At 73.5% G+C, this 14056-nt stretch carries 12 protein-coding genes; 4 read left to right on the forward strand and 8 right to left on the reverse strand.

From position 1 onward, the window contains the following. Window positions 1-67: 67 nt before the first annotated feature. Window positions 68-955 carry a Vgb family protein gene (locus GA0070604_RS23585; protein ID WP_091122717.1) on the reverse strand — a complete coding sequence of 296 codons (888 nt, stop codon included), beginning with the start codon at window positions 953-955 and terminating at the stop codon, window positions 68-70. 179 nt (window positions 956-1134) lie between these two features. Here GA0070604_RS23585 and GA0070604_RS23590 point away from each other — a divergent pair, with 179 nt between their 5' ends. Continuing rightward, entirely contained in the window at window positions 1135-1626 is a 492-nt protein-coding gene (locus tag GA0070604_RS23590; RefSeq protein ID WP_091122721.1) for a hypothetical protein, read from the forward strand. Between the two features lie 204 nt (window positions 1627-1830). On the opposite strand, the gene GA0070604_RS23595 is transcribed toward GA0070604_RS23590, so the two are convergent. The 4 genes from GA0070604_RS23595 to glnA form a co-directional block, all read right to left on the reverse strand. Then, window positions 1831-2202 (reverse strand): VOC family protein, encoded by a 372-nt coding sequence (locus tag GA0070604_RS23595; protein ID WP_091122725.1) that lies wholly within the window; start codon window positions 2200-2202, stop codon window positions 1831-1833. Between the two features lie 46 nt (window positions 2203-2248). Further along, window positions 2249-5578, reverse strand: a complete 3330-nt coding sequence (locus tag GA0070604_RS23600) for an NACHT domain-containing protein (protein WP_091122728.1) — start codon at window positions 5576-5578, stop codon at window positions 2249-2251. A gap of 68 nt (window positions 5579-5646) precedes the next feature. Further along, the gene (locus tag GA0070604_RS23605) at window positions 5647-6339 is read right to left on the reverse strand and encodes a helix-turn-helix transcriptional regulator (protein ID WP_091122731.1); all 693 of its coding nucleotides are present in this window, start codon (window positions 6337-6339) and stop codon (window positions 5647-5649) included. Window positions 6340-6370: 31 nt separating this feature from the next. Next, entirely contained in the window at window positions 6371-7720 is a 1350-nt protein-coding gene (gene glnA / locus GA0070604_RS23610; RefSeq protein ID WP_091122734.1) for a type I glutamate--ammonia ligase, read from the reverse strand. Between the two features lie 194 nt (window positions 7721-7914). Between glnA and GA0070604_RS23615 the strand changes: the two genes are divergently transcribed. Continuing rightward, window positions 7915-9675 (forward strand): NAD+ synthase, encoded by a 1761-nt coding sequence (locus GA0070604_RS23615; protein WP_091122737.1) that lies wholly within the window; start codon window positions 7915-7917, stop codon window positions 9673-9675. Window positions 9676-9802: 127 nt separating this feature from the next. After that, window positions 9803-10648: a 3-methyl-2-oxobutanoate hydroxymethyltransferase gene (panB, locus tag GA0070604_RS23620; protein ID WP_091122740.1), complete on the forward strand. Its 846-nt coding sequence runs from the start codon at window positions 9803-9805 to the stop codon at window positions 10646-10648. A gap of 119 nt (window positions 10649-10767) precedes the next feature. Here panB and GA0070604_RS23625 read toward each other — a convergent pair whose 3' ends face one another. Continuing rightward, window positions 10768-11202: a hypothetical protein gene (locus tag GA0070604_RS23625; protein WP_091122744.1), complete on the reverse strand. Its 435-nt coding sequence runs from the start codon at window positions 11200-11202 to the stop codon at window positions 10768-10770. A 108-nt stretch (window positions 11203-11310) separates the two neighbouring features. On the opposite strand from GA0070604_RS23625, the gene GA0070604_RS23630 reads away from it, so the two are divergent. Next, window positions 11311-11667, forward strand: a complete 357-nt coding sequence (locus tag GA0070604_RS23630; RefSeq protein WP_091122747.1) for a MerR family transcriptional regulator — start codon at window positions 11311-11313, stop codon at window positions 11665-11667. 84 nt (window positions 11668-11751) lie between these two features. Here the strand turns inward: GA0070604_RS23630 and npdG are convergent, their stop codons facing one another. Then, window positions 11752-12450 carry an NADPH-dependent F420 reductase gene (npdG, locus tag GA0070604_RS23635; protein ID WP_091122751.1) on the reverse strand — a complete coding sequence of 233 codons (699 nt, stop codon included), beginning with the start codon at window positions 12448-12450 and terminating at the stop codon, window positions 11752-11754. Window positions 12451-12518: 68 nt separating this feature from the next. Beyond that, window positions 12519-14012 (reverse strand): RNB domain-containing ribonuclease, encoded by a 1494-nt coding sequence (locus GA0070604_RS23640; protein WP_091122754.1) that lies wholly within the window; start codon window positions 14010-14012, stop codon window positions 12519-12521. Window positions 14013-14056: the final 44 nt, after the last annotated feature.

Genomic DNA, 14056 nt, shown 5'->3' on the forward strand with positions numbered 1-14056 from the left:
GATCATGAAGTTGGCGGCGGGTTGAAGGCCGGCCCACACCCGGCCGCCAACCTCATGATCACCCGGTTCAGAGCGGGGTGAGGTGGGCTACGGCGCCGGTTTCCAGGGCGACCCAGACGGTGGCGTCGGGGGTGACGGTGAGACCGTGCGGTTCGGACCGCGGGGTGGGCAGTTCGTGGGCGGTGATCCGGCCGGCGGGGTCGATGTGGCCGATCCGGTTCGCGCCCCATTCGGTGAACCAACAGCCCCCGGCCGGGTCGGCGACGATCGCGTGCGGCCGGGCGGCCCGATCCGGCAGCGGGAACTCCTCGATCCGGCCGTCGGGCGCGATCCGGCCCAGCTGCCCGGCGGCGATCTCGACGAACCAGAGCGCGCCGTCGCCGCCGAGGGTGATGCCCACCGGTCCGGCCGCCTCGGTGGGCAGGGCATGCAGGGTCACCTCGCCGTCGAGGCCCATCCGGCCGATCACGTTCGCCCGGTTGAGGGTGAACCAGAGGGCGTCGTCCGGACCGGCGGCCAGCATCGACGGGAACCCGCCAGCGACCGGCAGCGGAAACCTGGTCAGCCCCCCGTCCACGGTGACCCGGCCGATCGAGTCGTCGCCCATCCCGGCGTACCAGAGGGCATCGTCCGGGCCGACGGCGAGGCCGCAGGGGCCGGTCCCCGGCGGCAGCGCGACGGAGCTGGTGTCCCCCTCGACGGTGATCCGGCCCAGCCGATGATCGCCGGAGCGCGTGTACCAGAGGGCACCGTCGGGGCCGGCGGTAATGATCAGCGGCCGGCTCTCCGCCGGGCCGGTGGGGTAGGTGCGGACCGCGCCGTCCCGCCCGAGCCGGGCCACGCCACCCGTCCCGGCCAACGTCACCCAGAGCGCGCCGTCCGGGCCAACGGCGATGGCGTACGGCCCGGAGCCCGGCCCGGTGAGGGGGAGCTCACGGATGACGGCTCTGGCCATGGGTTCACCCTTCGTCGCGGACAGCCCACCCTGCCGACCGGCCCTGCCTCACGCAACTGGTTTGTCCGTATATTGCAGGCGGATTTTCAGCGCGTTGACAGGTCCGCCACGGGTTGCCCCCAGGTCAGCCCGTCACTGTCGGTCACGTCAACGCACCACCACCGGAACTGGAGAACCGCATGATCCGCAAGCTGTCGAGGAAGAACGTGCTGGTCGGCCTGGCCGCCGCCGGGGTGCTCGGCGTGGGGATCGCTGCCCCCACGGTGGCACTCGCCGACGACAAGAGCCCCGCCCCGAGCGCCAGCGCGAGCGCTGACCAGGGCACCGACCGCCAGCAGAAGCGGGCCGACCGGCAGAACGAGTTCGCCGAGGCCCTCGCCAAGGAGTTGGGCGTGCCGACCGACAAGGTCACCGCCGCGCTGGAGAAGCTCACGGAGCAGCACAAGGGCGACCGGCCGGAGCGGCCGTCGGCCAAGGACCGGCAGGAGAAGCTGAAGGACCGGCAGGAGAACCGGCAGGCGCAACTGAAGGAGCGGCTGGACCAGGCCGTCAAGGACGGCAAGCTGACCCAGGAGCAGGCCGACGCGGTGCTGAAGGCCGTCGAGGCCGGCGTCTTCCCGGGCCCGGGCGCCCGCGGCCACCACGGCGGGTGGGACCGGACCGGCAAGTGACCCGGGTGGCCCCGCCGTCTCCGCACCGGCCGCCGCTCCCTCCCGGCCGGCACCCCTCCACGGCGGGGCCACTCCTGCCTCCTTCGACGCGCGCCCGGTAGCGCCGGCCGTCGCGGAACCCACGCCCCCGGGTGCGGTTGTTGTCGTCCTGCGGCAACAACCGCACCCGGACGCGTACCGGGCCCGGAACGACGCCCCCCGAGGTCACGCCGTGGCGGGCGGCGGGGTGTAGACGCCCAGGCGGTTCCCGGACGGGTCGAGCAGGTGCGCGTAGGTCAGCCCGCTCGGCGCGGACCGCAGCGGCACCAGGATCCGGCCGTCGGCCGCCTCGGCCCGCCGGCAGGCCTCCGCCACGTCCGCCACCTCCGCGTAGAAGATCGCGTAGTTTGGTGAGTCGCCGCCGATGGCCCGGATCGCGCCGCCGATCCCCTGCTCCCCACCGGCCGTCTGCCGGTACGACGCCCCCGGCCCGCCCCGCTCCTCGAAGGTCCAGCCGAACAGGTCGGCGTAGAACCGCTCGACCTCATCCGGCCGGTCGGAGCCGATCTCGAACCAGTTGACGGGCGTGCTGGACATGCTGCCTCCTTACCCGCGCCGGCCGGTCGGCCGACGCCGTCAGGAGTCAGCCTCGGGGTCCGCCGCGACAGCGTCCTGTCGGTGTTTCACCGTCAACCCCGGCCACCTCCCGCACCAGCGGGCGCAGCCGCCGCACCAGGTCGGGATGCTGCCCGCCGTAGCTGGCGTCGAAAGCGGCCAGCTGGTCGGGCGTGATGAACGGGGTCGACACCCCTCGCGCAGCCAGCCGTACCAGCACATCGGCGGTCACGTCGTCGAGGGTGATGTCGAGCAGGCCGGTCCAGTCCCGCACCGTGGCATCCACGATCAGGGAGAGCCGCAGGTCCGTCGCCTCGTCGGACCCCAGCACCCGCCGCACGCAACGCAGCAGCGCGAAGACCACCGCGGAATCCTGAAGCGGCTCGGGGTGGCAGGCGGCCAGCACCTCGACGACCACCTCGGCGGACGCCTCGCGGTCCGTCGCGAGCCGGTCGAGCAGCAGCCGAAGGAACGCCGCCCGATCCCACACCGGGACCATGGCCGGCAGCCCGTTCACCAGCCGCACGCAGCGCAGATACGTGTACGTCCGCTCCTGCTGGGTCGCCGGCCGCAACGGCAGCAGCCAGGCGTCGAGCAGCGCGTGGGCCGCCGACACGTGAACGATGCCGTTCACGTCTCCGAAGACGGCGAGCGCCGACGAAAGCTTGTCGAACACCGGCTCCAGGGCGTGCACGACGATGGCGGCTTCCGGGTCGCAGGACAGGTGGGCGTTCCGCCGCAGTCTGGCGAGCAGCTCGCGCGGCGCGGCGTAGCCGCTCGCCAGTTGCCCGGGCAACCCGGCGTTCCACGGCACGTCCATGTCCGGTGGCACCGCGAACCGGTCGTCCGTCCAGATGCGGACATCCCGCCCGGCCCCCTCCTCGATGCGTTCCAGGGCCAGCAGGTCACTGAGGCTCTGCCACTGCTCGGGGTCCAACTGGGCACGCCAGAGCCCCACCTGCGCCCGCCAGTCGTCGACCGGGTCGGTCGCCTGCGGGAACAACGTCCACCCGGTCACCGGACCGCCGTCGGCCAGGATGAGCAGCAGCAGGTTGGCGCTGTAGGCGGCGTACCGGGCGGGCACCCGCAGCCGGCGGGGGTGGTAGCTGTCGAACCGCCGGGCGCCGGCCGCGTACGGGGCGGCGCGGAACAGCCGCAGCAGCAGATCCCGCCAGGCCGCCCGGTCCGCCACCGCCCGCCTGGCCAGCCGCTCGTCGAGGAAGGCCAGCACGGTGGCCCGGGTGCTGAGCACGCCGTACGACAGCAGCGCGTGCAGCAGGTCGTCGTCGGGCGGCTCGCCGGCCCAGGAGAGGCTGGCGGCCCCGTCGCGGGCGACGAGATCGTCGACCACCTGCGCGGTGAGCCGGGCGACCAGGTACTCGCCGAAGGTGGCGTGCAGGAACTCGTACGTCTCGCGGCGGCGCTCCTCGTCGGACGAACGGGAGCGGTGGATGAAGAAGAACCGGCCCAGCACCACCTCGGCCGCCGCCAGCGGGGCGCGCAACCCGTCCCGTCGGGCCGCCCCGGACCCGCCGAACGGCAACGCGGCCAGGTCGGCGTCCAGTTCGTTCGTGGTCACCCACTGGACGCCCCGGTTGAACATCGCGAACGCGACCACCGCCAACCGGCGCAGCTCCTCCTCGACCGCCCGGTCCAGCTCCCGGTCGGGCAGGCCGTCGCGCTGCTTGACCACCTCCCGGCGGGCGAAGCGACTCAGCAGCCGCTCGTACAGCTCCCCCCGGCGCAGCTCCCCGGCCTGGCGCAGGTCGTGCCCCTCGGCGTCGTAGAGCGCCAGCATCAACAGCAGTAGCGGCTGCTCCGCCAACTCCCGGTGCGACAGCACGGTGGCCGGGTCGAGCGGCCGCGCGCCCGGCGCCCGGAACGCGGCGGCGTTGACCTGGTTCCAGGTCCGCACCCAGGTGTCGACCCGGGTCCCGTCGAAGGGCTCCAGCCGGATCGCGACGGTGCCCGGCGGCGGCTGGGCCCGGTCGGCCACGCTGGTCCGGCTGGTGACCAGCACCGCCACCGGCCGGCCCTGATCGGCCTCGCGCCGCTGGAACGCGGCCACCCGCCGGAGGTAGTCGGTCTGGCTGACCCCGGTGGCCTGGAGCAGTTCGTCGAAGCCGTCGAGCAGCACCACCGGCAGGGCGTCGCCGGCCGAGCGGGCCAGCACCGGCCAGTCCAGGCGTTCCCCGGTGTCGTTGCGGATCGCCTGCTCGATCTGGTCCTGCAGGTCGCCGGCCGCGTACACGTCGCGCAGCACCACCCGGACCACCAGGAAGTCGGCCGCCGGCAGCCGGCCCGCCACCACCCGGGTGAACACCGACTTGCCGGAGCCCGGCTGCCCGAGCAGCAGCAGGGGTGCCCGGGTCGCGCCGGGCGACGTGAGGTGGACGACGAGGGACTGCCACAGGTCGTCGCGGACCGGTTGCCGGTGCCACCAGTTCTCGTCGCTGGGCCGGGCGCCCGGGCCCAGCTCGGCGATCCGGCACAGCGGCGGCACGTACGCGTCGCCGAGCGTCGGCACGGTCAGCCCCACCGGCACGTCACCGGAGGAGACGACGGGCCGACGCAGTTCGGCGGCGTACGCGGCGGCGAGAGCGGCCCGCCGGTCGTCCGGTGGACCGCCCGTGGAGAGCGCGACCAGGGCGTCACGCAGCTCGGCAAGCCCGGTGGACAGCCCACGGACCTCCTCCCGGGTGGCCTCGTGCTCGTGCAGGCCAAGCCAGAACGACACCTCGGGGAAGTCGACGGCGAGCCGGGTCAGCAGGTCGCGATAGCGGTCGGCCGCGGTGGCCGGCAGCCGCGCCAGCGCCCTCGCGAGCTGCTTCTGCTGCGACCCGGTCAGCCGCTCCCAGACCTCCAGGCCGTGCAGGAAGGCATCGAGGTCGGCGGCCAGCCCGTCGTAGAACCGGGTCACGGCGGCGTGCAGCCTCGGGTAGGGCAGGTGCGGGCCGGGCACCGGCGCGCGGGTCCGGAAGAAGGCGTCGGTCAGCACGCGGGCTTGGACCGGGCCCGCCCCGGACAGCGCCAGCTGTTCGGCCTTGACGATCCGCGCCGCCGCCAGGTCGAGCGGCAGCTCGGCCTCGTCCAGCACCTCGAAGAAGGCGGTCACCACCAGCACCGCGTGCGCTGCCTCCAGCCGCTGCGTACGGCCGTACCGGGACAGCCCGGAGCGGTTCTCGGACACCCGGCGCAGCAACTCGTCCCCGAGCCGGACGACCCCCTTGACGTCGACGACTCCCAGCCCGGGCGGCACCGGCAACACCGCCGTCAGCCGCTCGAACCAGTCGACGAGCCGGCTCTTCTCGCCGCCCAGCAGGCGGACCGCGTCGGCGTAGCTGAGGGTGTCGCGCACCGCGTTCCTCCCCGGGGGACGGCAGACGCGCCAGGATCCCCTATCCGGACCGCGCGCGCTGTCGGGTTTCAGACCAGACTGAGCGGGTGCAGCCGGTCGTGCGGGATGTCGAGGTCGCCGGGGTGCAGCTCCCGGGTCACCGCCTCGGCCAGCGGGTGCACCGAGCGGATCCGGTCGGTGCGGAAGCAGCGCAGCCCGTCGCGCAGCCGGCACCAGGCCAGCAGATACCAGTGTCGGGCGTTGCCCAGGTAGGCCAGCGGCTCCACGTCCCGCGCCGAGTCCGCGCCGGAGCGGTCCGCGTACGTCAGGCGGAGCACCCGCCCGGCGGCGACCGCGTCGGCGACGGCGGCCGGGACGGGCGTGGCCGGCCCGTCGCCGATCAGGTGCACCCGGCCGGCGAGGCGGTGCGCCTCGGCGACGTCGGCGGCCGGCATCACGGCGACCAGCTTGCGCAGCGCCGCACCGGCGGCGGCCGCGAACGGCGTGCCGCCGAGGCGGTGCAACGCGAGGGCCATCGCCACCGCCTCGGCTGGCGTCAGGTTGACCGGCGGCAGGGTACGCGCCCGGTCGATCACGTAACCGCCGGTGCGACCCGGCTCGGCCCAGATCGGCACCCCGGCGGCCTGGAGCGCGGCGATGTCCCGCTCGACGGTCCGGGTGCTGACCTCGAAGCGCTGGGCCAGCCAGCGGGCGCTGCGCGGGCGCGGCGACACCGCCCGCAACTCCTCCACCAGAGCGTAGAGACGGTCCGTCCGGTTCACCCCGCGAAGCTATGCCCGGGGTACGACACGCTCAGAGCGACAGGTAGCGCTGCCGCTCGTACGGGGTGACCTCGCGGCGGTACTGCTCCCACTCGGCCCGCTTGTTGCGCAGGAAGAAGTCGAAGACGTGCTCGCCGAGGATCTCGGCGACCAGTTCGGAGCCGGCCATCACGTCGATCGCCTCGGCCAGATTCTCCGGCAGCGCCTCGTACCCCATCGCCCGGCGCTCGGCGCTGCTCAACGACCAGACGTCGTCCTCGGCGCCCGGGGGCAGCTCGTACCCCTCCTCGATGCCCTTCAGGCCGGCGCCGAGCATCACCGCGAAGGCCAGGTACGGGTTGGTCGCCGAGTCCAGCGAGCGCACCTCCACCCGGGCCGAGTTCGGCTTGCCGTACGCCGGCACCCGGACCAGTGCGGACCGGTTCAGGTGGCCCCAGCAGACGTACGCCGGGCTCTCGGTGATCCGGTCGGGCAGGGCCAGCGGGAAGAGCCGCTTGTACGAGTTGACCCACTGGTTGGTGACCGCGGTGTACTCCCGGGCGTGGGTGAGCAGCCCGGCGATGAACGACCTGGCCACCTTGGACAGCTTCATCGGGTCGCCGGCGTCGTGGAACGCGTTGCGCTCCCCCTCGAAGAGCGACAGGTGGGTGTGCATGCCGCTGCCCGGCTGGTCGGTGAACGGCTTCGGCATGAAGCTGGCCTGCACGCCGGTGGAGAGGGCCACCTCCTTGACCACGTGCCGGAAGGTCATGATGTTGTCGGCGGTGGTGAGCGCGTCGGCGTAGCGCAGGTCGATCTCCTGCTGGCCGGGGGCCACCTCGTGGTGGCTGTACTCGACCGAGATGCCGATCCGTTCCAGCGCCAGCACGGCCTGCCGGCGGAAGTCCCGCGCGACCGCGTGGGTGGTGTGCTCGAAGTAGCCGCCGGTGTCCACCGGGACCGGCACCGAGCCGTCCTGCGCGCCGTTCTCCAGCAGGAAGAACTCGATCTCGGGATGGGTGTAGAAGGTGAACCCCTTCTCCGCCGCCCGGGACAGCGCCCGGCGCAGCACGTGCCGCGGGTCGGCCCAGGACGGGCTGCCGTCGGGGAGCAGGATGTCGCAGAACATCCGGGCGCTCTCGCCGCTCACCCCACCCTCGAAGGGGAAGACCTGGAAGGTGGTGGGGTCGGGCATCGCCACCATGTCGGACTCGAAGACCCGGGCGAATCCCTCGATCGCCGAGCCGTCGAAGCCGATGCCCTCGTCGAAGGCCGCCTCCAGCTCCGCGGGGGCCACCGACACGCTCTTCAGGGTGCCGAGCACGTCGGTGAACCACAGCCGGACGAACCGGATGTCCCGCTCTTCCAGCGTACGGAGGACGAACTCCTGCTGACGGTCCACTTCCACACCTCGCGACACGTACGTCCGGCACCGGTCAGGCCGGTCCGGCCTGACCGCCCAGTCTCCACCGGCCTGATTACGCCGACGTTACGCGACCGCCTCGCGTACGTCCTGCCGTGTTCCGCGTGACGGCAGGTGGCCGACCTCCCGCGTCCGGTCGGGTTCGACCCGTCCCCCTGGGGCAAGATGAGGTCATGCCCACCCTGCGTCTCGCCCTGTGCCAGGTCGACCCGACCGTCGGCGACCTGGCCGGCAACGCCGGCCTGGTCCGCGCCTGGTCCCGCAGGGCCGCCGACGCCGGCGCCCAGCTCGCCCTCTTCCCGGAGCTGATGCTGACCGGGTACCCGGTCGAGGATCTGGTCTTCCGCCGCTCCTTCGTCGCCGCGTCGCAGGCCGCGCTGGAGCGGCTCGCCGCCGACCTGGCCGCCGACGGGCTCGGCGAGTTGCCCGTCCTGGTCGGCTACCTGGACGCGGACGGCCCACCGCAGGTCAGCTCCGACGCCGAGCCGGGCCGGGGCGCCCGCAACGCCGCCGCGCTGCTGCACCAGGGCGGGGTGGTGGCCCGGTACTTCAAGCACCACCTGCCCAACTACGGCGTCTTCGACGAGGACCGCTACTTCGTCCCCGGCAACACGCTGAACGTGGTGCGGATCGGCGGGGTGGACGTCGCGCTGACCATCTGCGAGGACCTCTGGCAGGCCGGCGGCCCGTTCGCGGTGGCCCGGCAGGCCGACGTCGGGCTGGTGCTCAACATCAACGGTTCGCCGTACGAGCTGAACAAGGACGACGTCCGGCTGCCACTGGTCCGCCGCCGCGCCGCGGAGGCCGGCGCGACCATCGCGTACGTGAACATGGTCGGGGGCCAGGACGAGCTGGTCTACGACGGCGACTCGATGATCGTCAGCGCGGACGGGACCCTGCTGGCCCGGGCCCCGCAGTTCGTCGAGCACCTGCTGCTGCACGACGTCGAGCTGCCCACGGCGCGGGAGCCGGCCGGCGGCGCGGAGGAACTGGCCGACGGGATGCGGGTGGTCCGGGCCGAGGTCGGCGACGTGCCGCCGGCCCCGGGCGGGGCGCCCGCGGTCGGCGGGATCATCGAGCCGGTCGCCGACGAGGCGGAGCTGTGGCAGGCGCTGGTACTGGGCCTGCGCGACTACGTCGACAAGAACCGGTTCCCGTCGGTGGTGCTCGGCCTCTCCGGCGGTATCGACTCGGCGGTGGCGGCGGCCATCTCGGTGGACGCGCTCGGCCCGGACCGGGTGGTCGGGGTGTCGATGCCCAGCCAGCACTCCTCCGAGCACTCCCGCTCCGACGCCGAGGAGCTGGCCAAGCGGACCGGCCTGGACTACCGGATCCAGCCGATCCAGCCGATGGTGGACGCCTTCCTGGCCAACATGTCGCTCTCCGGCGTGGCCGTGGAGAACCTCCAGGCCCGGGTCCGTGGCGTGATCCTGATGGCGCTGTCGAACCAGGAGGGCCACCTGGTCCTCACCACCGGTAACAAGAGCGAACTGGCCGTCGGATACTCCACCCTCTACGGCGACTCGGTCGGCGGCTACAACCCGGTAAAGGACGTCTGGAAGACGCTGATCTGGCGGCTGGCCAGGTGGCGCAACGCCGACGCCGGGCGCCGCGGCGAGACCCCGCCGATCCCGGAGAACTCGATCGGCAAGCCGCCGTCGGCGGAGCTGAGCCCCGGCCAACTCGACAGCGACACCCTGCCCGACTACGACGTCCTCGACCCGATCCTGATCGGCTATGTCGACGGCGACCTGGGCCGGGACGGCCTGATCGCGTCCGGCCACGACCCGGCCATCGTGGACCGGGTGCTGCGGATGGTGGATACCGCCGAGTACAAGCGGCGGCAGTCGGCCCCCGGCACGAAGATCTCGATGAAGGCGTTCGGGCGGGACCGCCGGCTGCCGATCACCAACCGCTGGCGCGAGCGCGGCTGACGCGACGGGCCGTCGTCCCGGCCGCGAGTGACATCTTCCACTCCGACCTCCCGCCGGCCGGTCGTCCGGTGCGACGATCGCGACGAACCCGGGGACCGCGAACGCGGCCTCGAGGAAGGAGAGAGTCATGGTGGAGTCCACCCCGACCGAGGTGACCGCCCTCTACGGCGGGCCGGTCACCCGACGGGTACGCACCCGCGACCTGATCGCGGCCAAGGAGCGCGGCGAGCGGTGGCCGATGCTCACCTCGTACGACCAGTACACCGCCGCGATCTTCGACCAGGCGGGGATCCCGGTGCTGCTGGTCGGCGATTCGGCGGCGAACAACGTCTTCGGCTACGAGACCACCCTGCCGGTGACCGCCGAGGAGCTGCTGCCCCTGGTCCGCGCGGTGGTACGGGCGACGAAGCACTCGCTCATCGTCGGTGACCTGCCCTTCGGCTCGTACGAGGAAGGGCCGGCGCAGGCGCTGCGCACCGCGGTGCGGTTCATGAAGGAGGGCGGCTGCCACGCGGTGAAGCTGGAGGGCGGCCGGCGCTGCGCGGCGCAGGTCGAGGCGATCGTCGGGGCCGGCATCCCGGTGATGGCGCACATCGGCTTCACCCCGCAGAGCGAGCACACCCTGGGCGGCTACCGGGTGCAGGGCCGGGGCGACACCGCCGAGGAGGTGATCGCCGACGCGCGGGCGGTGGCCGAGGCGGGCGCCTTCGCGGTGGTGCTGGAGATGGTGCCCGGCGAGGTGGCCAAGCGGATCACCGCCGAGCTGCGGATCCCCACGGTCGGCATCGGCGCCGGCCCGGAGACCGACGCCCAGGTGCTGGTCTGGCAGGACATGGCCGGACTGCGCACCGGCAAGGCGCCCCGCTTCGTCAAGCGCTACGCCGACCTGGCCGGCGCCCTCACCGACGCCACCCGCCGGTTCGCCGACGAGGTACGCGGCGGCGAGTTCCCCGCCGCCGAGCACACCTTCTGAGTACGCCGGGCGGTGCGGTCGGTGGCCGCACCGCCCACCTCGGCTGTCCGGCCGGTCTCGGTGGTCGGCTCGGCGGTGGCGAACGCGTCGTCGCGCGCCTCGCGCCGGCCACGGCCCGCTCAGGTGCTGGGCACGGCGGCCCGTCGGGCGGCCAGCCAGGGCACGAGCTGAACCACGCCGAATCCCACCTCCACGACGAGGAAGAGCCACAGCAGCCGGGCCACGCCGTGCGCCAGGGCGTACGCCTGCCACGCCGCGAACAGTGCGCGCGCGACACCGTCGAGCAGCCCGTGCAGCGGCAGCGGGCGGATCAGGCGCAGCAGCGCCCAGACGACCACGACCGAGCCCATGAGATTCGCGTACAACGTCTGCATCGGGTCCAGCGCCGGCAGGCTGCCCAGCCGTAGCGCGCCGCCGAGTTCCCGCAGGACGCCGTGCACCAGCGCGTAGGTCCAGGGCGTCGCGAACCCGATCGTGACCACCAGGTCGTACCAGGCGCTGGCGCGGACGACGCGCAGGTATGCGGGGCCGGACGGAACGTGTTGGTCGACCACAGCGGGCTCCTCATGGGCTTCCTGGGCCGCCGGTCTGGCGGCCGGAACGCCGACGACCGTAGACCTTGGAGTACGCTCCAAGGTCAAGTCCGCTCGTATCGGGGTGTCATGCGTATCGGAGAGCTGGCCGCTCAGTCGGGCCTGACCACGGACACGATCCGGTTCTACGAGAAGCTCGGCCTCGTCGCCGGCGCCCGGCTGGCGAACGGCTACCGGGACTTCCCGCCGGAGACGGTGCCCTGGCTGCACTACGTCCGCACGGCACAGGCCCTCGGGTTCTCACTGGCGGAGATCGCCTGGCACGGCGAGGAGTTACGCGACGCGCCCGACTCCGCGGCGGCGCTGTCGGCACTGTTCGCCGACAAGATCACCGTCATCGACGCGCGGATCGCGGAGCTGGCCGCCCTGCGGGCCGAGCTGACCGCCCGTGCCCGCACAGACTGCCCCCTACGCCCCACCACCTGACCGACCGGCCGGGCGGGATCCGCCACGGACCTTGGCAGGAAGTGGCCCCTGGAGGGGCTGCCTCCTACCAAGGTCCCAATCGGCTCACAGGTCGGTGACGCGGATGCCGGCGTGGGCCTTGTAACGCTTGTTGATCGCGATGAGGTTCGCGGTGAACGCCTCGATCTGGTGGGCGTTGCGCAGCCGGCCGGCGTAGATGCCCCGCATGCCGGGGATCCGGGCGGCGAGCGCCGCGACCACGCCGACCAGCTCCCGGTCCTCGGTGCAGATCAGCACGTCCAGGTCGATCCGGTCGATCTCCGGGTCGGCCAGCAGCGGCGCGCTGACGTGGTTGAAGGCGGCGCAGACCCGGGATTCCGGCAGCAGCCCGGCGGCCTGCTGCACGGCGCTGCCCTCCGCGACGGGCAGCGCGTACGGGCCCTGCTTGTCGAAACCCAGCGGGTTGACGCAGTCGACCACGATCTTGCCGGCGAGCGGCTCGGCCAGTGCGGCGACGGTGGCGGCGTGCCCGTCCCAGGGCACCGCGATGATCACCACGTCGCTGCGGCGGGCCACCTCGTCGTTGTCCGCACCGGATACCGCCGTACCGGCGGCGACGCCGGGCAGCGCGGCGATCTCCGCGGCGGCCTGTGCCGCCCGGTCGGCCGACCGGGAACCGATCAGCACGCTCTGCCCCGACCGGGCGAACCGATAGGCGAGCCCTCGCCCCTGGTCGCCGGTACCCCCGACGATGCCGACAATCAGTTCCGACACATCCGGCAACGTGCTCGCGTCATACCCCATGCCCGTCATCCTTCCAAACACCACCCTCGGCCCCGGCAGCCACCGTTGATCATGAAGTTGTCGCGGGGTCAGGCGCGTTCGAAGAGGACCTTGCGGTGGGTGGGGTCGGCGGAGACCAGGCGGACCGAGACGCGCTCGCCGAGCGGCAGCTCGCCGAGGCAGCGGGCACGGACCGGCGGGTGGTCCAGGGCGACGGTGCCGCCGGGGCGGCGAGGGGGCTTCGCGGGGCCGTTGCCCTGGGCCCGATCCGGGCCGGTGCTGTCACCGGGCTGTCGGGGCACCTCGGTGGACGGGCGTGGGGCGTCCACGTCCAGCACGGCCGCCTCGAACGTCTCCCCCACCCGGTGCTCCAGCAGCACCGCCTCGGCCAGCTCGACCGCGCCCCGGGCCGCCGCCGACGCCGTCCGGTCGGTGCTGGTCATCGTCTCCGGCAGCCTCGGCAACGCGGCGCGGGCCCAGTCGGGCACCTCCCGGCCCTCGTGCAGGGCCAGGCAGACCTCGGTCGCGTACCGGTCGGCCAGCCGGCGCAGCGGTGCCGTGACGTGCGCGTACGCGGCGGCCACCCCGCCGTGCGCCGGCTGCTCGGGCGGTTGCCCGTCGAAGGCGGTGTACGCGGCCCCACGCATCAGCTCAGCCGCCTGATCGATGAAGGCCGCCGCCCGAGGCTGGGCGGCGTCCAGCCCCGCCAGCACCTCGCCGACCGACATCCCCGCCGGCCAGTGCACGCCGAGCGGCCCGGCGGCCAGCCGCAGCCGGTCGACCGCCTCCGGCTTCGGCGCGGGCATCGTCCGCAGCAGCCCGATCCGGCCGGCGAGCATGATGTCGGCCGCCGCCATCCCGGTCAGCAGGGAGATCTGCGCGTTGTGCTCCTCCATCGGGCCGGGCCCGCGCAGCACCAGCCGCCAGCCGTCGCCGTCCGGTTCGACGTCCTGTTCGGGCAGGGGCAGGTTGACCGCGCCCCGGCGCAGACCCCGCGCGGTGAGCAGGGCACCGATCTCGGGCAGCAGGGCGATCGGCTCCGGCAGCCGGCCGGCGTCGGCGGCGCGCTGCACACCGACGTAGTCGAGCTTGGCCCGGCTGCGGACCCGGGCGCGTTCCACTGCCACGCCCACCGTCCCGCCATCGGCGTCGAGGTCGATGGTCCACAGCACGGCCGCCCGCTCGGCGTCGGGCAGCAGGCTGGCCGCCCCCTCGCTGAGGGTGTGCGGGTGCAACGGCACGTTGCCGTCAGGCAGATAGACGGTCTGCCCCCGGCGCCAGGTCTCCTCCTCCAGCGCCCCACCGGGACGTACGTGGGTGGCGACGTCGGCGATCGCGTACCGGACCCGGAAACCGCCACCGGGACGGCGGGCGAGATGCATCGCCTGGTCGAGGTCGCGCGACGCCGCCGGGTCGAGGGTGACGAAGGGTACGTCGGTCCGGTCGGCGACGGCCGGCAGCGGCGCGGCGGCCGACTCCTCGGCCTCGCGCTGCGCTGCGGCCGGGAAGCCCTCGGGCAGTCCCAGCTCGCGACGCAGCGCGCCGAAGTCGATGCGGGGCGCCAGTACGCGTCGGATCACCACGGCGTCAATCCTGGCAGCGCGGCGCACGATCCGCCTATAGGCCG

Origin of the sequence: Micromonospora eburnea (assembly GCF_900090225.1) — a bacterium.
GTDB classification, from domain to species: Bacteria; Actinomycetota; Actinomycetes; order Mycobacteriales; family Micromonosporaceae; genus Micromonospora; species Micromonospora eburnea.

Coding starts and splice junctions, on each gene's coding strand:
- GA0070604_RS23585 (WP_091122717.1), bottom strand. CDS start 955: ATGGCCAGAGCCGTCATCCGTGAGCTCCCCCTCACCGGGCCGGGCTCC.
- GA0070604_RS23590 (WP_091122721.1), top strand. CDS start 1,135: ATGATCCGCAAGCTGTCGAGGAAGAACGTGCTGGTCGGCCTGGCCGCC.
- GA0070604_RS23595 (WP_091122725.1), bottom strand. CDS start 2,202: ATGTCCAGCACGCCCGTCAACTGGTTCGAGATCGGCTCCGACCGGCCG.
- GA0070604_RS23615 (WP_091122737.1), top strand. CDS start 7,915: ATGCCCACCCTGCGTCTCGCCCTGTGCCAGGTCGACCCGACCGTCGGC.
- panB (WP_091122740.1), top strand. CDS start 9,803: ATGGTGGAGTCCACCCCGACCGAGGTGACCGCCCTCTACGGCGGGCCG.
- GA0070604_RS23630 (WP_091122747.1), top strand. CDS start 11,311: ATGCGTATCGGAGAGCTGGCCGCTCAGTCGGGCCTGACCACGGACACG.
- npdG (WP_091122751.1), bottom strand. CDS start 12,450: ATGGGGTATGACGCGAGCACGTTGCCGGATGTGTCGGAACTGATTGTC.